Below are 23,384 nucleotides of genomic sequence, written 5' to 3'. Positions count from 1 at the left end.
AAAAACCCATTACTCTGCCGAAGTCACTGTTACGGTTATATCGAACTGCCCTGCACCAGTTACCCCATCATAGGTCTTTACTCTAGCGTACAAGTCAAACTCTCTACCACGTAGGATACTTAACCCGTTCAAGGAAAGTGGGTTGGCATTGTCAGTGAATGTCCCATCCAAACTAAGCTGAAGTTCTGTCTTATCTGACACCCCTGCCGCCCTTGCCCAACCTACATTAATACTTTTTATTTGGTACTTATACCCATTCTTTAGCCTGACCTTCTTAGTGGGGGAGTTGCCGCCCTCAAGCACTGCCCCAAAGTCCAAGTTTGTAATCGGCTTACCTGCGTCAAGTAGGAGGAACGACATGAAGTCTTCAAACCACAAAGCAGGGTAGGATACCGGACGAAGAACCCAAAACGTATTTACGCTTGTTGTCTGGTTAGCATTCAGGTTGTACATATAAGAAGGGTCTTTGAGTTGCGTCTCCGTAACAGCTAAGGCAAGGTTTCCGTTATACCCTGCATAGTTCATTCTTGTGCTGTAATAGCAGTTAATAATATTCATCGGGACACTGTTCGTCCAGCCTCCTGCAAACCCTCCCAAATAAGAGTTATTGGAATTATAGGATATAGTATTGGAAGCCCACGAACTATAGCATTGAGGGTTGGCTGAAGATATACTTCCTACGATACCGCCTACGTAGTTGGAATACTGCTTGATATCGACATTGAGCGAGTAAACGTTGCGAATTGTACCATTCGACATACTCCCTAAAATCAGACCGGAATAGCCGCCCACGTAAAACTTACCCCCACTGACATATACGTTCTCAATCAGCGCTCCCGCCACAGTCATTGACCCTGCCACAGCCGCCATATAAGCTACGCCCGTTGTTTGTATATCTACGTTTACCATACCGAAGTTTTTAACTACTGCGGTTGCCCCAACCTGAGGAAACAAGCCCCCGTAATTGGTAGCCTGTCGGTTGAAGTAGTTGCTGATTACGTACCCATCCCCATCGAACGTACCAAGAAAGGCTGTTGTATGCCCAAGATAAAACCCAAGACCTGTATTGTAAGGGGCGATATTAAGGTCAATGTCATTAACTAGCTGTGCACACTTGGATGTGTTAATAGTACCTACCTTGCTCAAGAACTCAAACAGGTCGTACCCATCTTCAATCAGATAAGGGTCGTTCGCTGTTCCTGTGCCTCCCTTATAAACTCCATTAGCCATTATAAAATCACCTCTGAGTGGAATTGTAATTACATATGAAAAGCCCTTACCATCATTATAAGATAGCAAGGGCGCATTTTAGCTTTTGCTTGGGTCAGCTTTGACAAGGATATCAAACATGCCGCCCCACATGGATTGACGGTTGGCGGCTATGCGAACATAAAAGCTAATCTTCGCATTATGCTCTAACTGCTCCACGTAGGTCAATTTGTCAAGCGGATCGAAAGGAGCGTCTAGCTTACTTACCTCTGCTTTAGCGTTCGTACCGTCAAGTTCTCGCTGGTCTACTGTCAACCGGACATTCTCTACCGGATAGCCTAGAGTATTCTTTACAAACACCCTCTCTGCCGCTGTGGTCTGCCCTGCAACGATTGTACCGAAGTCGAGGTACTTAATTACCTCTCCGAAGTCATCCGAGTAGAATGACTCAGCGGCATCGCAGAACATCAATCCTGATAGGATACCTACGAAAGTGATATCCAGCGACCTAGCCCCGCCCAATTCATCCAACGTGTCAACTCTGAGTACGTTGTTAACACCATTTTTGACCTTAGTCTTCGGAATGGTGTATTGAATGCTTAGAGGTACCGCGTTGTATCCGGTATAACCATCCTGCGGGTATAGCTGTTCTCCGTTTAACGTCAGCCTGTACTGTACCTTGTCGATATCTGAGTCATTAACTGTGGCGTTAAGGAAGTTACCCTTTACCGTCCCTGTTATCGTAGGGGCAGTGTTTGTCTTAATGATTACCTGCGTCCAAGTCGTCAATGAACCTAAGTCATCTTTTACTTCAATCTTCAGGGTGTTAGCCCCCACGTTGAAGTCTGCGTTGTTGATGACCAAGCCGATTGTTGCAGGTGACGGCTCAAGTTCTGTAAAGCTAGTAATCGGGTATTTCTGAACATTGTTCAGGAGCACACGGTACTGTACTTTATCACCTTCAGGGTCGGACACTGTTCCGCCAATCATGATGTTGTCCTTGTGAATCTGAACGGCAGACAGTTCAGGGGAAGCAGTGGGGGCAATGTTAGTCTTGGTTGTCGTCCACGTAATGGCATCAGTCATTCCTGTCGTATCCCTGACTTCCAGCATTACAGAGTTGCCGCCCAAGTCAAAGTAAGTATGGGACAGGTCTTTAGTAAGCATGAAATCAGGTAACTGTGGAGAAGTCCATCCACTCGAAGGGAATCTCTGCGTACCATTTACTAACACCCTGTATGATATGAGGTCATGTTGTACGTGGTCAATTGTGACGACTAGCTGGAAGTCTTCCTTGTGGAACTCCTTCGTAACGCTGGTGGCAGAGAACTCAAAGGCGATTTCACCACCGCCCATGAGCCGTCTAACATCGTTTGTCACGTTCTGCCACGCAACTACACCATTACCGCTGTTGTTATTTACAGTAGTACCTAACATCCCATAATGGTTGTAACCTACAGACCGGACATTACCTTCGTAGTCCAGCGCCATAGTATGATAGTAACCCATAGCTACCTGCTTGGTGTTTGCCGCCACCAATGTAGGTGTTGGATTTATACTACCCCCTACGAACCCTCTGCCTAGCTGACCGTAATCGTCATTACCGAAGGTATACAACTTACCTTCATTTGTCACAATTCCTGAGAAGTACCCGCCGCAAGTGACTGAGCGACAATTATCCATAATCTTGTGAGGTGTCGGGTAGGCGTTACTTGTACTGTTACCTGTGGCTCTGCCTGTTTGACCATGATAGTTGTACCCTGCTCCCCACACCGAACCATCATTCTTCAGGAACAATGTATGGTACACACCTCCGTCCACTTGGCGCACATCATCCATGACGTAGGTGAAGCTGTACCTAGCCTGCGTCCCTGCGATACCAAGCCCACCGTATCCGTTGTACCCTGTAGCATAAAGCTTACCCTCTTGGTCGATCGTAAACGAAGAAGTATACCCTGCCCCTATCCTACGAATACCTGTGGCTACCTTCTGTGGTACGTAGCTATCGTTTGAGCTTCCGTTACCTAGACTGCCGTAATTATTATAACCAAAGGTGTATACGTCACCGTTATTCTTTAAGACAACCGTGTGCAGGTATCCACAGGCTACTTCCTTAACATCGGACATGACCTTTACAGGCGTGGGATACGCATTACTGTTTCTCCACCCCCTTGCGTCACCAAGCTGACCGTAGTAACTGTACCCAAAGGTATACAGGTCTCCATTCATAAGGAGTACAGCAGAGTGGTAGTGCCCCTCAGCCACCATTTTGACATTAGGTAGTTGAGAAACCTTTGTTTGGTAAGGGTAAACAGCAGAGGATGAAAACCCTAGCTGACCGTAGCTGTTATGCCCAAAAAAGTAAACGTCACCGTTGTTTTTAATGTACGACGAGTGCAGTGCTGATTGAGTACTCATTTATTCCCTCCTAGCCGCATATTAAGCGGGGTCTCCTACGACTCTTACATCGAATTCTCCCCCGCCAATGGCTTTTGGTGAAGCATTGATTCTTACGTAAAAAGGTACGCTCTCCGCATGGGCTAGGGAATCAACCTCTATCCTATTAGTTGCGGTGAAAGGTTTGTCCGTCAGGCTCAACTCTACGACCTCTTCGGTAGGATTAAGGTCTTTCTGCGCCGTTGTCAGTATGATATTCTTTACTTCGTACCCAATGGTGTTCTTCAGAGTAACTTTGAACATTCCTGACAAGTTGCCTGCCACAATCGTCCCTACTTCAAGATACTTCAGAACCTCACCGATATTAGTAGAGTAATACTGACCGTCCTCAGATATGAACATAAGACCTGCGTAGTCAATCAGGGTGGTTTCCTGCCAAGTCTTGCTCTCCCCCATGTCATCTTCCATCACGATTTCTACCTTGTGAGTGTTGCCGAAAACAATAACTTCTTTAGGTATCATGAACTGAACGTCAATGGGAGTCGGTATATACTGCGTCCATACACCAGCGGAGGGAGGGTAAACCTGTGAACCATTTATCAAGACTTTGTAACGAACGGCATCCCCGTCATCGTCAGTAATGTGAGCAAATAGGGTCTGCCCTTTAACTTCAGCTTCCACTAGAGGTAGTTTATTTAGCTTACTGACGGTCAAATTTTTACTCACTGTCGCCCCGTACTCGTCTACCGCATTCACTATAACCGTATTGTCACCAATTAGAAGGTCACTGTTACGCAGTGAGTATACGTAGGTATACGGTGTATTTAGGCTCTCAGTGAACCCTCCTGAGTCGGGGTACTTAGCAACCCCGTTAAGTAAAATCTGAAACTTAGCCTTATCTTTTTCTGCGTCAGACACGACTATCTCAAGGGAGATGTGCTCCTTATGGCAGGTCAGCGTAGATGCCGTTATGTTAAGGAAAGGGTCAGTGTTTGTCTTGAGGACGGTCGCTACAGCCGTCACCTTAGCAGAGTGCGTATCTATAGCTTCCAGCGTTATCGTGTTGGAACCTAAAGCAAGATCCCTATTAGATAATAGGTGATTGACTGTAATAGGCACTGGAAGGGATGATACGGTGGCTTTCTCCACCCCATTAACAAATATCTTGTAGGAGGTTGGCAAGTCATTCGTATGCCCTATCGTTGCGGTAACACGGAAGTCTTCACGTGTCAGCGTGGCAGGTGTTGCCTTCAGGTCATTAATTAAAGGTCGCTTGTTTCTTACACTTAGTTGAATAAGCCCGTACTGGTATCCGTTGGCGGTAATGTATGTCGCCCCGCCGTAGTTGAAGCTGGAAGCGCTGAAGTAACTATTTAATTTATTTCCAATCATGGGGTAGGAGTTAGCTAAATTACCATAACGTTTACTGTACGCCCCTAGACGTACCCCGCCGGATAACGGAAGAAATACGTACTCGTCCGTGACAGCGAAACTAACTAAGTTGTTTGGAGCATACCAAGGAATATCTACGACAAACTCTGGTATAGCATTGGGAGTGTCCAGCTTGATCTTGTACAATTTAGCCGTAGTCCCTTGACCAAGACCGTTAGCGAGTAGGTAAGCGTATCCTTCATTCGTTTGTTTGTTGAATGCGAACTTAGTTCCTGCCCACGTTACCAGCACCCCGCCGTTGGATAAGCTTGAACTAAAGGTGTACTTCGCAGTGTAGGTCAGATTCCAGTTCATACTTGGCTTATTAATACGGTACTTGTACATGGTATAAGGGTCTTCGTCATGGATAATGTACAGGTGGTCGTTCCAAGGGTTGTAATCATAGCAGTCAGGATGCGTAGTAGTATATTGCATACCAGTTAGCTGGTAATTTCTTACGTAGCTTACTGACCCGCCCACAGTAGCAGTTCTGACCATGTGCCATATGTCGTTACCTCCGTGTCCTGTGTCACCGATAACATCCAACGTGTTATCAATCTGTACCATCTGCATGTTGTATACGTACCAAGCAGGTATTTCACCGACCTTGGTTACATTCAAAGAATAATCCTTATTCAGCACATCCCCGTAAAACTCTACCTGCTGTATGGTTTGGTCTCCCGTACCTGTCCTTACAAGAGTCACGGTACTTCCATACCAGTTACCACTCGCTTCGTACCAAGTGTTTGTGATGGTTAAGTTAGTGACGACTCTCACGTTATCTACATATATGGACACCCCTTTAATTGGGTAACTTGGGTGCGATTTAAATCTGAGCTTAGTAAAGCGAATCGGAACGTCCCACTGATACGTAAAACCTGCGTAGGGGTCTCCGTTGTCATCAAAGGGATATGTCGTGTTAGGTGTAAGAAGACCAACGGGGTCGAACCTGCTGTATCCACTCGCAAAGGCGTAATCGTACTGAGGTGCTACGTTCTCGATGGAGGTTGTGTACCACTGTCCGACGAGTCCATTCCCTGTGGGTACAGCCCCCGCCGTGTTCATTACGGTTGTTACCTCAGATGCAGACAGCTTCCTATTCCAAATACGGGCGTTACGAATATATCCGTTAAACTGGTAAGAAGTGCTCAGAGACCACCCACCAAACGCCGCTGAGTTGCTTACAGTCATTGAGCGTGAACTACCAAGGCGCTGTGCTATCGTCTGCTTGACCCCGTTAATATAAATTTCCAGGTTTGATGCATTAGGTACTCCGTTATAGAAGACAGCCGTCACATGTACCCACTTATTCGCTAAACCACTGCTTGCTATCCCAATAACATCACTATTATTTGTGTTGATTCCTAAGCTTCCAGACACTAAGTAAATGTCGTAGTTGTCAAAGCCGAAGGGCATCTGCCCATCATCTCCCCGCCAGAACATCCAAAACTCTACAGTGTTTTGAGCGCCCGCTGTGCGGTTCACGCCCGTAGAATCTACAATTAGGCGGTTGTTTTTATGATTAGCCATTGTATTGACCTCCCTTTCTTACAGGGCATTGCCTGTTACTCTAATCTTGAAGTTACCTCCACCCACCGCCAAGTCGTTCATTGTCAGACGGACATAGAACTTAAGCGTGTCTCCTGTGTCGTAGGTGTCAGGGTAAAGCAGTTCACTCTCAGGAGCGAATGGTGCATTGCTAATGCTGACCTCAACCTTCTCGTTGATTGGGTGAAGGTCTCCCTGTAACGGTTTAATCTTGACATTCTTTACAGGATATCCGAGCGTATTCTCTACGAACAACTCAAAGATTCCTGACTGCTCCCTAGCATAAAGGACTCCAACATCCAGATGCTTGAGCATAACCCCGAAGTCTGTAGTATAGAAGTTGCTAGAAGCATCCTTAAACATCAGTCCACTGTACCCTAGTACTCCTGTCGAAGACCACTCTGATATGTCTCCCGCCGAGTCGATTACCTCAACCTTCACTGTATTAACTTGGTTAGTGATGATTTTCTTCTTGGGTAAGGTGTACGTAACAGCTAAAGGTGAAGGGAACGGGGCAGAGTAACCGGACTCAGGGATAACCTGTTCACCATTTAGCAGAACTCTAAACCTAACCATATCTCCGTCAGCGTCCTGCATGAGTATGTTAAGTGTGTTTCCTTTCATGGCCACCGTCAACTCAGGTTTTGTGTTCACCTTTGTCACCGTAATTGTGCCTGATACAATTTCAGTATTGGTCTTGTAGTTATCCTTCACTTCAATAGTAATCGTGTTGCTACCGATGTTTAATTGGTCAGCCCTGAACGAGCGCCGAACAGTCAGTGGGGAGTTGTAACCTGATACTGTCCAGTCATTAACCACAATGTCATTTAGCAATACCCTGTAAGTCATGAGGTCGGTGGGTTCGTCCTTTACATAGGCTTCAAAGATTACGTTATCCACGTGCGTAGTTGATCTTGAAACGCTGGTTACGACTATAGGTTGGTTATTCGTCACCGTGATGATGAAGGTCTTTGTTGATACTCCACCGTAATTATCCTTAAGTTCCAACGTTAAGGTGTTATCCCCCAAGACCATTTTGGAAATTGGGACTGTTACAGTATTATTAGTCACTGGAAGTGGAAATAAAGTTGCGAAAGGCTTAATTACCGTCCCATTTATCAATGCACGGAACGTGGCTGAGGACGCACTACCTAATGTTTCAAGGGAGATATCAAACTGGATATCAAAGTCGTCATGTGCAGTGGTAGGGATTGTAGTATTAGATACAACTAAGTTAGTAAGGAATAAGGTCTTAACTGTGTTACTGAAGGTAAAGTAGTACGCTACACCTCTGTTGGTAGGGTTTATCTGGATGCACCCCGTGTTTCCCGAAATAGCAGTGACTCCGAAGCTTGATAGATTACCACTTTTCATGATAGACTCTGCTAACGAACCGTTGGACAAGCTAAAGCACCCAAGAAACCCGTCAGCTTCGTTCGAGCCAGAACCCCAATAAGCGTAATTTCCATCCACTAAGAGACCGCTCCCTGTGTAACTTGAGTCAAGAGCATAACCGCTACCTTGTATGCCAACAACCTTGGTCAACCCACCAGTCTTGTTATTCAAATCCCACTTATATATGCTCATGTCATTCCTGTTCCAGAACCAAACAGCGTCCCTTCCGTCCCAACCACCACGACCATATGAACCCATTGTGGTAGGGGCAGCATACTGAGTACGGCTTACAACCACTTGGTCGGACTGCCTAATAGTCCACTCGAACAGTAAAGCGTGACTAGAAGACCAACCGACAAGGTAATCTTGCCCGTCTTTAGTGTAAACGGCATAACCATAAGGCACTGAACTTCCGCTTGCACAAATATATTGGACGTAACTGTCATTTGCGACCCAATTTAAGCTCCTGACTAAAGAACCAAAAGTTCCGTCAGCATTTTTATTGTAAACATATACGGTGTTCAAGTTATATGAAGCAACGTATAGGTATTTATCTCCGACCATAACATCAGCCACAGAGCCATTCACCGTCTGCGATGCGGCTTGTCCTGTGAACACTAGATTTCCTATTTTATACGGCATGGACGTTCCTCCTTATATAGAAAAAGACTGTCTTAGGTTCAAGACAGTCCGAAATTAACTTCGCCGCCCACGCCTTTTCTTAGTGGTGCTTTGAGTTCTGTGGCAATTCGGTTGTTCTTCTTGATTAGAAGCACACCGTTAAGCTGTTGATCTGCTACAAGCCAGAAGTTGATATACATCGGCTCACCGAATGGAATTCTGCAAGTAGCTTTAAACTGGAAGGTTACTCCGTCAATCTCAATCAAAGACTTGTATCCAAAGTTAAATTGGGTAATTGTAGTGTCAGCGACAGTTCCGCCCTGACCCACAGCAAAGTTCACAGAAGACTCCGCATCTTTGTAGGTGATGATATCGTGAAACTTTCCAGCGTGACCGGTAAGGTTGTACTCTCTTTCCCCGTCCTTGTAGATAACTTCTATTCCCGAGCCACCGAGGTTGAACACACCGTCATTCTCGAAGAAAAATTTATTACCGTGACCGATAACGCCAAATCGAACCAACCGATCGCGATCAATATCGTAGAAACTGTTCTCTTCCTTGGTTGTAAGGTCGAATTCGGATAGGTAAGTACCATCTATGTACTCACCCACCCACACGAAGTCTTGTCCTACAGGAGAGATCCCGCTGTGTTCATTGAAAATCGAAAGCATGTTATGAATTCCTCCTTCATTGTATTGAAGTCAATGTTTACACGTACTGGTAAGACACACGTGTCAGGAATGTTACTAATCCTGCTGTAGCTGTTGGTGGTACGTTGGCACGAAGAGTTACCTTCGATAAGTTTGCCGTTGTGTTAGCAGTATTAATGTTACCGTCATTTGCCGCTCCTTTGATTGTTTTCGCAGGAGTGTCAGACTTCGTAGCACGAATATCTTTCGTGACTGTGCCGCCGATAGCAGTAAACGTGGATTCGGATAGAGAATCCACTTTAACTTCAATCCAAGTGTTTGTTACAAGTTCACCCGTGTTACCACCCGAACTATCCTTAGTTGTGATTGTGCAGTTCTGCATATCGGATACTGCGGACGAGCCGCCACGGTTATTCCAAATCAGTACCGTAAAGGTAGTGGACAACGAACCTGCGTCAACTGTACCGATATCCCACTGAGTTACTTGCGAAGAGTTATCGGACGTGTACCAAGAAACTATTGGTGCTGGCATTGTATTTCCTCCCTTAATTGCTTAGTTCTCGACTTTGTTCTTGTCAAGCTATAGACAATATAGGTTGGTCAGGTGAAACCTTAACAATTGCCGTGTAAAGTACACTACTATATTAGTCGTTTTATAGTTAGGTTCGGGGCAAATAAAAAGACCCCGATAAAGGGGTCTAGTTACTAGAGAATCTTCTTGTACTTGACGTACAGTACATCAGGGATTCCGTCAGTGATCTTCAACGTCTCAGGTGCGAATTTTACACCACGGATTGCGCCATTACCGTCTACAAGGTACTCGAAGTTGATGGTAGGTGTCTGTACTTGACCGTTGATGGACAGAAGGACAGTCTTAGGTTTAGCCAAGCCGTTAAGGAACACGTACTCAGTCTCACCGCCCGCCGCTTCAAACACTTCTTCTTCATCTTCAGTTTCAAGTTTCACCAAGCGGTCAGTTTGAGCCTTAAACTCAGCATCAGCGGCAGTCTCAAGGTCAACGATACGACCCTCAGCCGTGCCGAAGTTTCCCGCCTTGAAGTAGCCATTGGCAGAGTCAGAATCACGGTTAGCGATGCCCACAGTCAGCGTCTCAACTTCTACCAAACGCTGTGCAAGGTCAGCCAGTACAGCCTGAACGTTTGCACCATCGTAGTTAGGGTCAACGACTACCCCAACAAGGCTCGCACCTTTAGCCGCCGCAGTGGATGCCAAGTCGTTACGGATAGCTGTATCAGCTTCAGTACGTGCTTGAATCTCGTTGGCAATTTGCTGTACAATGCTAGTAGCGAGGTTAGCGTTACCGTCATTGTCCAGAGTGCCACCGCCACCGTAAATGTCCTTCATCAACTGGTTAAGGTTCATGTAGGCTTTAGCATCGACGGCATCTGCTACGAGACCTGCCCCGCCACTAACAATAGCATCAACAGGAATTACAGACAGGTTAGTACGGGTAATGTACTTGTAGTCGAATGTTACCGCATCTACGAATGTGTAAGGGGCCTCTACTCCTGCAACTTCACTGAAGAAGTCAAGGTAGAAATCTCCTGCATCTTCACGTACTTTACCGTAAACTCTATCTCCGTCTTCATCAATAAACGGGAAGTCTTGTGTGCCATTCTTACGTAGTTCGATTACGTTGCCGACAACAGTACCCTCAGTGTTGGAGTCAACTGCTACGTTAGTGTTTAGAATGTCGGGCGTGATTGCGATGGAGTTCAGCCCCACACCTACAGCTACATCATTCTTTTGAACGAACACGTCGATTTTGGTATTTTCAAGGGATTCACGGTGTGCGTGGAAATCAATATCCAAATATTGCTCATTGATTTTGTTGGCAACATCGAAGTGGTTATTACGCATCAACTTGTTGTTCAACTGTTCACCACGGAATCTAGCAATACCCCTAGTTCCTGCCATATTTATTCACCTCTCCTTTACGATCTTGCGGCTCTTTACCGCACATACATTATAAGCAAGTAGTCCAATATTTTACTGTGGGTTTGGTAAACTGTGGAACTATCCTAACCGCACTACCAGTTCTATTGTTACACCCTCAATGCCTTCTCCACGTTCGACCACGTTGATACGGAAATGGTCATCCTTGTTGATTCTAGGAACGGATACAGCGTAAGGTCTGTCTGACGTTCTACTGGAACGCTCGTTCCCATCTACCACGAGATTGCTGTGGAAGATTGTCTCCCATGTTGGGTTCAAACTGTCGTAACTTTCCTGAGAACACTTCTCAATTTGGAAGATAGTGTCAGCGTCTCCCTCACGTGATGTGGAAGCGTAAACCTCAGTGATATCTCCCTCATACGGGAAGCGCATGACTAGCTTGGCTACTCCGTCAAACACCCGACTCAGGAAGAATACCATTGTCTTGGATTCTACCCGCCGCTCAATAAAATCGAGACGTTCATCAAGGCTGGAATGAGGTGCGTCAGCGTCCTTGTATTGCCTTGCTTTCCGTATCTCTTCTTCCAGAGTCAAGAACCTGAGTTCATCAATGTTCCCGTTGCCCTGACGGTATTCAGGCTTCCATGTACGGATAAGGATTTCATCGCCCACCTGAAGCTGTACAGGAAGTCCAGCAAGGGGTGTGTCTCCTTCATACGTCCCTAAGTCCAACCGGATAGTTGTCGGGTCAATCTCTTCGTAGCCGCCGCCTTCTAGCAAGTGTGCTCCGTTAAAGTACACGTCTAACTGCTTCGTGCCCATCCGGTATTCGTGGTCAAGGTAGATGAACAACCCACGCTCTAATAAAAGGTACTGTTCGTCTACGATGATTTCCTGTTCATCCCAATACTGAAACTCACCGCTCCCGTAGCGGCGAAGGGTCATCTTCGTTCCTGCCATTTACGCTCACCTCCTTACGTATGGTTAATGTCCAGAATAAAGTGCAGGGGTTTAATCTGGAAACGGTCTTCCATCCTCTCAACTTTCATCCAGAACTTTCGTTCTCCAAGAGGTGGTAAACTGCCCATATCTAGAAGCTTCGAGAACTCCTCTGTCGGCGTGTCTGCCCCGTCATCATGGCAAATGTCTGCCCACTCGTACCCGAACGTCTCCATATACTTTAGGATGCCAAGCGATATGGTGTTTGCAGGTTTCTCCTTGGAAGGGTTCTGTAGTAACATCTGAACGAGAATCTGATTTTCATACATCGTGCCAAGATACGTGTCGGTCTCCTTGTTAAGTTCCTTACCATTCCAGATAACCTTTAGTTCAGTGCCAAACAGGTAAATGTCGCCACCGTAGATATCGAATGCGCCGAGACTTGATAGGAGCGTACCTTGCGTATCGTAAACCCTGATAATCCCGTTATAGGGCATCAAGGGCAGTTCAATCTCACAGCCTGTCCAGTTAGGCTCAACCACCGCTGAAGCCACTGAATTGCCGTCAGGGTCACAGAGGTAAACTGAGTACCCCGTAGGTAAGTTGCCTATCGTAATTTTGTCGCTCTTGCAGACAACCATCCTATCGAGGTTCAGAGTGTCGAAGTTAGTTTGTTCCCTATTCTTTAGGATGACACCCATCTTCTCAGCGACCATAGGAGCAGTATCGAATATCTCCCACCCACTACCGCGATGGGCATAGAATGTCCACTTATTTGCTTTCTTTAGTGCCCGCCAACGGCTATACTCCCTAATGGTTGTGTCTTTACTCTCAAGAAACTCCAATCGATGGTATCCGTCCTGCCAGATGATAATACCGCCTTCATCTAACAGTTCTGTCGGCACGTAGTCAGCGGTCACTTCCATTAGCACAGTCTGCTCTTCAGGAACATCGAACATAATAGAAGTGTCGCTTTCAGTGTGCGGAATGATGACCTGACCTAAAGCATTGTCGATTGAAACAGCATCACTAGGTGAAAGGGTATAGCGGGAATGAATACTCCCGCTATCGAACCTGTCATCGAAGATTAAGCCACTCGACTTCTTATAGATTCCCAATTATTATCACCTACCTTGTTTTCTTCCAGTTCCAGATGCTCCAAGAAGCTATCTTACCGATAATGAGCCAGATGCGAGGTTTCTTCGGTTCTTCAGGTGTCTTGAGAATACCCCCCTCAGATTTCTCAATTGTCGTCTCGATTACACGTTTAGGTCGTTCTGCACCTTCTGATTGCTCGATATCGACCTCAAGAACAAGCTTAGGTCTGTCGACTTTCTCCGGTTTTTCAATTCCCACCTCAATCGCCTTAGTAGGTCTAGCGGCTTCTTCCGGTTCGCTGATATGCGTCTCGATAGGCTCACGGTGATTCGTCACTTTGGAGTCGTCTTGGATATCAGTCTCAAGTTGCAACCTCTTCCGTACCCCTGACTCCAAATCCTCAATGACTGCAAGGTCTTGATGTGAGATGTGCTCAGCGAGTTCTCCTGCCTGAATAAAGGCACCCGTATCCTTACCGCTTACCGCTCCCTCCAACTCATGGGTGACTGCTTCAGCATTGGTTGTCGTTGTTGCTGTCCCCATTTCCGAGATAGTTCCAACTTTACTGCTATCATCAATATTAGCCGATTCACCCTCATGAATAACGCCCATTGTCGAGCCGTCATGGTATTGGGCTGATTCTCCTTGATGAACCACAGCTTCTTCGGAAATAAAGGAAGTTGCTCCTTCTATACCCACCACAAATGCGTCATTAGACTTGCCGCTGGTAGCCCCTTCTAGCTTGGACTCCACTGCTTCATACCCTTTGTCCGTAAACATTGCTGTGTGTTCTTCGTAAAGAACAGTCTCCTTCGCAACATCGCTATGCCAAGCATCCTCCAACTCCTGAATAGCTGTAGGTGAGTTTCCGTCACTGATTCGAGCGCCTTCGATTTCATGGGTCACTGCATCCCTGTCTGTCCGTTGTTCGCCCAAACTAATGCCGTGCCACACACCGTCCACACCTGTACCATTAAACGCTGTCTCAGTCTTGTGTTTATAGCTTACATGCTTGCTGTCAGACTGTGCGGCGGACTCCATATCCTGCTTGATGCCCTCTACACTTGTTACTTGGTTGGCTGTGTCCGGTCTTTCTAGCTCGCCTTCATACCCCATGCCCGCCAAACCTATCTCAAGCTTTGTACCTACACCTTCAGCAGTAGGGTTAGATAACGCTATCTCAGTCTTGTGTTTATAGCTTACATGCTTGCTGTCAGACTGTGCGGCGGACTCGATGTCCTGCTTGATAGCCTCTACACTTGTTACTTGGTTGGCTGTGTCCGGTCTTTCTACCTCACCTTCATATCCCATGCCCGCCAAACCTGTCTCAAGCTTTGTACCTACACCTTCAGCAGTAGGGTTAGATAACGCCGTCTCAGGTAAGTGAACTACACCGTCCCTTGTAATGTCGGTCTCTGCCGCAGTGAGCCCTGTCTCCTTAACACCTTCACCGAAGGTCTTCTGATCTGCCTTGTCCAGTCCTTGAATGACTCCGATGTGCTTGTTGGCTTCCGCAATTGCCCTGCTTATTTCAGTAATGTTTGCAGTCTGCTTGAAGTCCGATAAGGAAGCACCTGAAATTCCCTGCGGCATCGTGCCCTCCGGTTCTACTACGTACCGTCCGGTCGTCGGAGACTCTGCTTTCAGGTCTGCCCCCTTGTTGTGTTCGACGTGCACCTCTTCCTGATTGGAAGCAATAACCGTAACCCCTGCCCCCGCCTGTTTCAGCTTCTCGATTACCGTCTGCGTAATGGCAGGGAAATCAGCTTGTGTGAAACCTTGAGTGATGCTATCTTGGATGATGTTCTCCATCCCTGCTTCAATCAAATCTACCGCTTTTGAGCCGTACATAATTTCCATGAGTCGCACCGCCTTCAGTATTTCAGGCGATTCTGCAATCGCTTCCCGAATCTGCTCGAACGTATAAAGGGATTCTACCTCTGCCTGTATGCGCTTCGACATGCCAGCTACCGTCCACTCTTCGAATTCTGCATCCATTTTGTCACTCTTATCGGTAGCTTCTATGAATCTATCAACCAGTGGGTCGCCGCCCACGTAAACTTCTGCGTCACTGATAAGCTGGATAGCCCCGTCACCGCTCACATACGTAACATCCGTAAAATCGTCAATGTCAGCGTTGTATTCCTGTACGGCGCTTCCTTGGGATACCAGTTTGAGGTAACCTTCGTTGTCTCCAATAGCGCTAGAAGCGTCTGTAAGGCTTCCTGCTTTAGCCGTGTCCGAAGTGTACTCTACAGTTACAAGAAGGCTCTCAGTGGCATCCTTGACACTATCTGAGCTTGAAAATGAGGAATTGGTGATGTGCTTAGCGAAGTAGTATGATTGGTCTAAACTTTCAACGCCCGCCATATACTCCATCTCAATCTTACCGCTTTCCAGTTCGAGTGACTGCCTGCCCTCTTGCTCTGTGTCAGCCGTCACCGTCCGGTCAATCAAGAGCAGTGAGTTAGCCCAACTTTCCGCTCTAGTGAACGTCTCAAGTTCACTGTCCTGCCTTGTATCGTAGGTCAGGAACTCCTGCATATCTGCTGAGACACTTGTGTCCACAGACTGAGTAGATTCAATTCTAGCGTCCTTCACCTGAGAGGTTGCCTTGGATAAGAATTCGAGGCTGTGCCCGTTCTCGTAGGTAACAGCGGTGGTCTGCTCGTCCGTCTGTGTATTGACTAAAGTGTCGTACATCAAACTCTCCTGCATTGCGGCATCCTGTACGTTCTCTCCCTGTACCAAGACCCTTTCCACTTGACCATCGTAAACAGACTGAATCAACTCACCTCTTACGTCATCCTGCTGGCTTGCTTGCATAACTGTATCCGTCTGAATGAACTCCTGAGCATCGGCGTTCTGGTAAGTATGAACCTCAGTAAAAGGCTGAAGGTCTACGTCCTTATTCGTGTCCACCATCACATACTCACTCAAGATGGTTGGTTCGTTGTAAAGGGTCTCTGCCAGTACGTGTTCATTCATCTCAGCTTCACCGCCGCCGTATGTGTCGGCTACCGTGGTAAGCGTAAGTTCTGCTTCATTCCTCTTTTCAGCGAAAACAGGTGTTCCTGTCTGAGCATCAAATACCATATCCAAATGTCCTGTCTCTGTCCGAGAAACGAAAGCATCCTCCGTGACTTCCAGCTGTCTTGCTTCCTCCCTGCCCTCAAGAGTACCCTCCTGTCGAGTATCCGTAAGTACGTAAACTTCTAGAGAAGATCCCTTTACGGCTATCTCTGCGAGTTCATACCCTTGCTCACTACCCTCACTTACAAGGACTGCATACTCCAATGGATAAGAATCACTGACAGCTCTGTCAAACCCAACCTCACCTATTTCCGTATAGTGTAGTTCCCCTACCACGCTAATGTCAGGGTTATGGGTAGCTACGCTGGTTAAAGCCATCTCCCCATCTAAGATACTGCGGACGATGTTGGAAAGTACCGCCCGTCCTTCTTCAGCATTCAACCGGACACCGTTCTCTGCGGATTCAATTCCGCCCATCTGAGTGTCTTGTGAGATACCGGATACGGTGGATTCGAGCGCGTGTATTACACTTTGTTTGTTGGACAGGGAAATGGAAACCCTATTACCTTCTGCAACGGAGACCTTAACGTCATAAAGATCACCGGAAGCCAGTTCTTCAAGGTGTGAAAATTTGTCTATCCGACTGCCTTCACTTACCGCCGCACCTTCAGCTTCAAGTATCTGCTCAAGCCTACGTGCATCCTGCTGTCCATCTGTTGTTCCGTCTGTGACTGTTTCGCCGTTAAAATACTTATGGATGCCTGACAGGTACGATACGATAGAAGCTACTACAGTCTCTACTTCAAAGCCGTCATACTGAGTGATGTACTCAGCACTCCCTAGCCGCCCGAATAATCCGGTAGCCGAGTGAGGGGCTTTGTTTGCGTTCTTCATGGTATCCTCAATCAATGTCTTATAGGTACTGTTAACGGGAGCGGTCAGGTGATATTGATTCTTAGCATTGATAATTTGTTCAAACCCAATTTTCAGTTCATAGCCCCTTTTAGAAAAAAGGGCGGTGAAGCTGATTAGGTAAGATTTCTTACCGTTCATCATTCACCGCCAACCTCCCATACTATAGATTACGAGTTCTTTTTAAGCGTTTCTTTTAGGATGCCTAGGCCAATTGGAGCAAACGGTGACATGTTAGCTAGAGTGAACGGGCTAACAGGTGTGTCTGCCAAAGTGTAGCGGTACAGTTGCTTGTACTCGTAAGTGGCAAGAACTTCCGCTTCAGCCGCAGGTTCTTTACCCTCAAGGAAACTGATTGTCTTCGTCTCGATATCAACCGTGTAGTCCGTGCCGAGCGTTTGGTCTACACAATCCACCTGAACCTCAAGCTTGAACGGCGTACCGTCATCCTTCAGGGATGGCGAGTGAGCCATGTGGAAGACTTTGTTTACTCCGTTGCCCTTGCCCAATTCCTCATGGTCAGAAGTCTCAACTACTTCGAGTTCATCCAACTGAGAAATGTTCTTAGGGTGGACGGCATAACACTCATCCAGCTTGCCTACAAAGCCATCATTCGGGTGAACAATGTACATCGGAGAAATGTGGTACTTGCCACTATATACCGATGGGTTAAATCGGGTTTCGCCCGCATCAATGCTCTTATCGTGCGTAATGAATGCGAGGTAATGCTGTTGGTAGTACGTACCACCAATAGACTGCTGTAACTGTACTCCACGGTTTCCGTTGGAAGTGTTGTTTCCGTAGTCCACGTAAACTGCACCCAACTTCATGTCCTTTTTCCAAACAACTTCATCGGCTTCACGGCAACCGGAGATAATGACGTTGTTCTTACGAGGGGCTTTACCGAGGGTCGTCAGCCGCCCGATGTACAATGGAGCGAAGTACGTGTTCTCTGCGCCCGGAGTTGGGTCTGGACGGAAGAACATTACAATGCGGTCTTTGGTCACATTCCCCCAAAAGTACATCGTGCTGTCGCGTTGCCATCCTCTATCAAAGTTCTGCAACGGAGTGAAGGACAGAGCCGTTGGCAAGGACGGATAGATGTAGTAAATGGACGAGTACACAGCGTTCATCAGGTCGGTAGGTTTATCAGGGTCAAAGTTCTTAACCATAATATCACCGTAGTTCAGGGTTTGTGTTCCTGTGGCGTTCAGAATTTTCACGTAAGATGCGTGAAGTTCTGCCCCTGCGTCCGGTGCTTTTCCAATGAACGTTACAGTATTATTAGTGTAGTCAACTGTGTAATTAGTTGCGGCTTGTTCGACCTGATTTACATAAACCCGAACAGTGTCAGGTTTAATCGTTGCTACAGTAGGGATTGGGAACAATTTCTTAGTTCCGTCACCATCAGGTAAAATGGATTCAGGGTCTCCGATTACTACAGTACCACTTACGCCTTGTACAATACGTTCGCCCCGCACGTCATCAAATGTGAAGAAGTACATACGCTTCACTGGTTGTGGTGCAATTGGGGATGGGGAATAGTTGGATGTGATTGCGTCTGTAGGTTCAGGAGCAGAAGTGAACGTAACTACGCCCTTCATTGCATCCAGTGCGTAATCCGTGGAAGGCACGACGTTACCGTTCTTATAGATAATTGCCGAGTCTGCGATTACAGGGAATACTTGGTACTGGAACTTGGTATTCAAGGTCTCATCTCTAATCAACGCACCAAGAACGGAGTTCTGAGAAATAAACTCTTGCTCACCCAATGCAGGGGTACTCTTCTTACCGTAGCCGTAAACCATGCCGAAGTTACGCATTTGATTATCCGAGCCAAGAGACCTGAACAAGCGGACTTCTGCGAACTTGAGACCGTCTTGCGATACAGAGCGGTACTTAATGAATGTATCCCATCCCTTGGAGTTAAATAGCGCTTCAAGGTCTTTGGGGAATAGCTGAATCGTGGAATCTCCATCAAACCAACTCACAATAGATCACCTCTAGTTTAGAATTGCCCCGCCGATTTTACACAGCAGGGCTTGATTTTTATGGGGTTACAGGCGGTGTTGGGGGCGTAGAAGTAACTTCTACTCCTTCGTCATTGACTGTGTTGAAGTACAATCCGATACCCGCTGGGCGGTACTGAGTTCCTGGCTTGCTGGTCAGTGGCGATACGCCTTCGACCAAGAAGTAACGGAATACATCGAACTCGTCAGGGCAATGCTCCTTCTTTACACGCAACTTGTTAGCGTTAAAGGACAGCGCCGACAATGCGATAGTATCCTTCAGTGCTCCCCTCACCCCTTCTTCTGGATGTACTACGTACAGCTTGGAGGTGTGAACCTTACCGCTGTATCGGGATGGGTTAAAGGAATACTTGTAAAGAGGATTCTCAGCGTTGTTCCAAGCCCTTGGGTAATCTCTCTTACCATCCACTGAAGTACGCATTGGAGGGATAGCATTTGCAGGGGCGTTCCACGACAGGTAGTAAGCCTGATAACGAGCACCTAGTTTACCACGGCTTACCATGATGTTATCCAAACCGTTCGCAGGGAACTTAGGATAAGACTTCATGAGCGGCATGATGTTTGGTTGCTTCTTCGCAGTGTCATCAAAGTCGTATTCGGAGATTGCTGTCAGCCCCGCCGTACCTGTACTAGATACGATAGGCACACTACCCGTGAACATTGCATAAGCATCGTCACCTTCTTCAATAGCATCTAGCTTACCGAAGTAAAGAGGAATGACTGGAACAAGATTCCCTTCCGGTGCGGGTACATTATCACACTGGATGATGAAGAACAGGCTTTCTCCGTTCAAGTGACCTTTAATGGAGATTTCAGAGTCAGCCCACCAGTTCGTATTCTGAATGGCGTAGTTGATAGTGTCATCGTAGTAATTTTCCAGCAGGTTTGTCCGAAGACCAGCTTGCATAATAGGAGACTGCATCCGATTACCTTCGGCTTTAGTTACTGTAAAAGTAGCTGATGCACCTGTGCCCACCCAACCTGAAACTTCAACTTCGATATCCAACACTGCCCTCTTGAGTTCTGAGGTATTTAGCCAAGGCAATGTAATGTCAGGGTTGTTTGTAGTCAGTCCAGCAAGGTTCTCGACCATGTAAAAGTACAAGGTTTGTGGAGAACGGTACTTACGGAACTCGTTTGTCGCCCATTCAGAGAATACTTGGAGTGTCGCAGGAGCAGGTGCTTTAGTGTCAGGGGACTTGTTTAACTTTCTCAGCACACCTAGATTCTGATTCCAAGTACCAAGGACAGCCACCCCGAACATCTTACCCTCCGTGTTCTTGTAGATGAAATGCTCTGCTACGTAAATCGGAATGTCAGTAGTATCAAGTCCGGTATAAGTGCTTCGCATTATGCCTGAATCAAATGTCACTTTCTTAAAGTTTGCGACTGTCTCCCACCCTTGAGTAGCAAGCAGGTCGCCCAAACGCGGTTGTATATCCTGCTCCGTTACCTTTGGGATAAAAGATGCAGGCGTTGTGTCGATAAATGGCATTTAAATAACACCCCTTCACTTATTTGCTTGTATGAAGCCCTGTTATTACACAGGGCAGTTTACCAAGTATTCCCACGATGAACCTGAACCTGAGCTAGAACTCATCACTACTTTAATCTGCGTCACACCGCCCACAGGACTGTACTGGAACTGAAGCGAACCGCCATTGGATACCTCAGTGTTCGTGCTTGCAAGCAACTGATTCTGATAGTAAACATCCATTCGGTCAGCTACTCCGTACATGTTGTAGGTGATTACCACTCGTCCAGACGTGTTACCCATCTCATGGAGTTTTTCAGTGTAAGCACCGCCGCCAGAGTCATTCAGCTTACCGCACTGCAATGTGTTTGCGGGTGGTGGTGGAGCAGGTGGTGGTGGAACGTACTTGGCAGTTACCGATACGGTCGCCGTACCCGTTGCCTTCTGACCTAATTCATTCCACACCGTAAGCTTGACTGAATACGTGCCGACATTGTTGAACGTAAATGTTGCATTATCGACCGTATAGCTCCCCTTGTTCACATCGCTTGCTACTTCCCACTTGAAGTTTGTAATGGGAGAGTGTTTACTGTAGATAGAAGTAAACCTGATTGGTGTTTCCTCTTCTATACTTGAGTAAGCAGGGTCGATGGTTAGAATCAAGGCTGGTGGCTCAGGTGGTGCAGGAGGAATCTCAGGGAGAGTGTAGCCCGCCTTCAGGATGCCTAGTGCGGCAGGTCTGAACGGCGTTGCAGGTCTCTTTGTCAGTGGCGAGATGCCTTCGACCAAGTAGTAGGAATAAACTTCATACCTATTCTCGTCATCGCAGTAATCCCTCACAGCCTTTAACTCGTCACCATTCATTATAGTTAAGGGAGACGTTAAAATAACGTTTCGCAGTGTTCCGAACGTGCCATCTTCAGGGTGAACCAGGAGCGCACGGGATGAATGGGCTTTGCCACTATACCTTGAAGGACTAAACTGGTACTTGTATTGTTCATTCATGTAATCCTTCCATGCTCTTGGGTGCTTGTGTCCGTCAGAATCTTCCCTGGGTGGCGGCATAGTGTTTGACGGTACATTCCATGACAGGTAATGCGCCTGATACCTTGCTCCGAACTTGTTACGTTTGACCATGATTGAGTCAACGCCGTTACTTGGGTAGTGGGGGTATTCCTTCATAACAGGCAGTAGAATCTCTTGCTTAACTGACGCATCATCGTAATCGAACTTAGCTGACTGTTTGAGTGCGGCTTCTACGTCTGCCCCCTCTTTGTTGTACGCTGTTCCTGAGAACAGAGCAGACGGTGCTCCCTCAGCGTTCCTATTGGTCTCGATATGCACCTCAAGGAACATTCGACCTGATACCGGAGTGTAACCACTTACCCCATCCCCACTTTCTGCTTCAATGGTTACGGAGGACATACCCTCGATACCTGTGATATCAAACTGACCCATCAACTGAGCATCATTCTGATTGTTTGACGGTTCTTTCGCCCCCACAGTGTTGAACCGACCAATCTCCTGTCCTGCAATGGTTAGTTTGACTGCTTCGTCAGGCATGTCGCCGTCCGTGTCACCCATGAGCCATACCTTTACATAAGAACCTGCATTGACCATTGGCTTTCCTGAGATGATCGTCGAGGTCTTAGTCGTCTTCCGGTAGAAGTCAAACGTGATATCCCGATTAATAACTTCCTCAGTCAGGCCATTTACGTCGAAGTCTCCCATGTAAAGAGGAATCGCAGGTACGGCATTGCTGTCCCAAATCGGAGCAGTGTCAGCTAAGATGATTAACATAATACTTTTTCCGTCAATGAATCCTTTGACGAACACTTTGCTATCATCCCACCAGTTCGTATACTTCACGTCCACGAAAGCAATCTTCTCTGTATGTTCAAGCTGAGGAATACGAGTCCTTGCTGTAACGATTGGAGATTGATACATCTGAGGGAACGCGTCCGTTATTCTCGACTGAAGAGCATTCGTGTTATCGTCCAGCCCCCACATGCTTGTCTGCACCTCTACGTCCAGAGAAACCCGTTTCAGTTCATCGGTTTTCTCCCAACCCACCAACATCTTCCCATTTCCAATCCACTTTTCAAGCTGGTAAAAGTAAAGCGTGTGTCGCTCAAAGAGTGCATCTTCGTTTGCCTTCTGGATGGCCCATGAGAATACGCCGCTGTCCTGCGGTGTCAACTGCGTACCGTAATCTGCATTTTTATCGTAGATTGCAAATGGTACTTTGCACCCTGTCCGTCCAATCTGCTCATTGACTTTTGCCATCATCGCCATACCGAATAAGTTTCCCGATATGTTCTTGACGATGATATGCTTGGTCACGTAGAAGTCGAAGGCATCCGTGGACCCGACTGTGCTGTAGTAAATAGCTACCTGACCGGACACACCTGCTTCAAACGTGAGCGTGGTTGTCTCGTCTGGATTCTTGACCGCCGTATAATAGGATGTTGGAGCAATCTCCCCATCAATGAAAATGTAGTAATCGTCGTTGAGTACCTTCGGCAAATCAATTTTAGGGTTAGCCAGCGGAAGATAGAACCGCTTGATTGTAGGCTTTGTTAGCTTGTTAGAGTAGACGACCTTGGTAAACTCAGTAACCTTTGTCCACCCATTGGCTGTCATAATTCCAGCAAGCCCTTCCAGCAGGAACTCTTCATTGATAGTCGTGTCGAGCCACGGCGTTGGTTGATATGAAGTATCTGCCATTTA

Annotated in this window: 13 protein-coding genes; all 13 read right to left on the bottom strand. The window is 46.9% G+C overall.

Annotated elements, in window-relative coordinates; all coding sequences use genetic code 11:
- Nucleotides 1-9: 9 nt before the first annotated feature.
- Nucleotides 10-1,230, bottom strand: a complete 1,221-nt coding sequence (locus MKY87_RS01220; RefSeq protein ID WP_339783747.1) for a hypothetical protein — start codon at nucleotides 1,228-1,230, stop codon at nucleotides 10-12.
- 78 nt (nucleotides 1,231-1,308) lie between these two features.
- Complete coding sequence (locus MKY87_RS01215; protein ID WP_339783748.1) at nucleotides 1,309-3,627, bottom strand: RCC1 domain-containing protein; 2,319 nt, start codon at nucleotides 3,625-3,627, stop codon at nucleotides 1,309-1,311.
- Nucleotides 3,628-3,648: 21 nt separating this feature from the next.
- Complete coding sequence (locus MKY87_RS01210; protein ID WP_339783750.1) at nucleotides 3,649-6,567, bottom strand: LamG domain-containing protein; 2,919 nt, start codon at nucleotides 6,565-6,567, stop codon at nucleotides 3,649-3,651.
- A gap of 18 nt (nucleotides 6,568-6,585) precedes the next feature.
- Nucleotides 6,586-8,622, bottom strand: coding sequence for a hypothetical protein (locus MKY87_RS01205; RefSeq protein WP_340962557.1), 2,037 nt, complete (start codon nucleotides 8,620-8,622; stop codon nucleotides 6,586-6,588).
- Between the two features lie 38 nt (nucleotides 8,623-8,660).
- Complete coding sequence (locus MKY87_RS01200) at nucleotides 8,661-9,272, bottom strand: hypothetical protein (protein ID WP_235431570.1); 612 nt, start codon at nucleotides 9,270-9,272, stop codon at nucleotides 8,661-8,663.
- 37 nt (nucleotides 9,273-9,309) lie between these two features.
- Nucleotides 9,310-9,783 carry a hypothetical protein gene (locus tag MKY87_RS01195; protein WP_047843130.1) on the bottom strand — a complete coding sequence of 158 codons (474 nt, stop codon included), beginning with the start codon at nucleotides 9,781-9,783 and terminating at the stop codon, nucleotides 9,310-9,312.
- Nucleotides 9,784-9,956: 173 nt separating this feature from the next.
- Nucleotides 9,957-11,189 carry a hypothetical protein gene (locus tag MKY87_RS01190; protein WP_339783752.1) on the bottom strand — a complete coding sequence of 411 codons (1,233 nt, stop codon included), beginning with the start codon at nucleotides 11,187-11,189 and terminating at the stop codon, nucleotides 9,957-9,959.
- Nucleotides 11,190-11,288: 99 nt separating this feature from the next.
- Nucleotides 11,289-12,128 carry a hypothetical protein gene (locus MKY87_RS01185; RefSeq protein WP_339783753.1) on the bottom strand — a complete coding sequence of 280 codons (840 nt, stop codon included), beginning with the start codon at nucleotides 12,126-12,128 and terminating at the stop codon, nucleotides 11,289-11,291.
- Nucleotides 12,129-12,142: 14 nt separating this feature from the next.
- Nucleotides 12,143-13,225 carry a cell adhesion protein gene (locus MKY87_RS01180; protein ID WP_339783755.1) on the bottom strand — a complete coding sequence of 361 codons (1,083 nt, stop codon included), beginning with the start codon at nucleotides 13,223-13,225 and terminating at the stop codon, nucleotides 12,143-12,145.
- Between the two features lie 10 nt (nucleotides 13,226-13,235).
- Nucleotides 13,236-17,294: a hypothetical protein gene (locus tag MKY87_RS01175; protein WP_339783756.1), complete on the bottom strand. Its 4,059-nt coding sequence runs from the start codon at nucleotides 17,292-17,294 to the stop codon at nucleotides 13,236-13,238.
- Nucleotides 17,295-17,320: 26 nt separating this feature from the next.
- Nucleotides 17,321-19,141, bottom strand: a complete 1,821-nt coding sequence (locus MKY87_RS01170; RefSeq protein WP_339783757.1) for a hypothetical protein — start codon at nucleotides 19,139-19,141, stop codon at nucleotides 17,321-17,323.
- A 58-nt stretch (nucleotides 19,142-19,199) separates the two neighbouring features.
- Nucleotides 19,200-20,675, bottom strand: a complete 1,476-nt coding sequence (locus MKY87_RS01165) for a hypothetical protein (RefSeq protein ID WP_340962556.1) — start codon at nucleotides 20,673-20,675, stop codon at nucleotides 19,200-19,202.
- A 45-nt stretch (nucleotides 20,676-20,720) separates the two neighbouring features.
- Nucleotides 20,721-23,381 carry a PKD domain-containing protein gene (locus MKY87_RS01160; protein ID WP_339783759.1) on the bottom strand — a complete coding sequence of 887 codons (2,661 nt, stop codon included), beginning with the start codon at nucleotides 23,379-23,381 and terminating at the stop codon, nucleotides 20,721-20,723.
- Nucleotides 23,382-23,384 lie beyond the last annotated feature (3 nt).

Source organism: Paenibacillus sp. FSL R7-0198, from assembly GCF_038000415.1.
GTDB lineage: Bacteria > Bacillota > Bacilli > Paenibacillales > Paenibacillaceae > Paenibacillus.
Note: the sequence above shows the minus strand (reverse complement) of the source record. Positions and strands in the feature narration are given on the sequence as shown.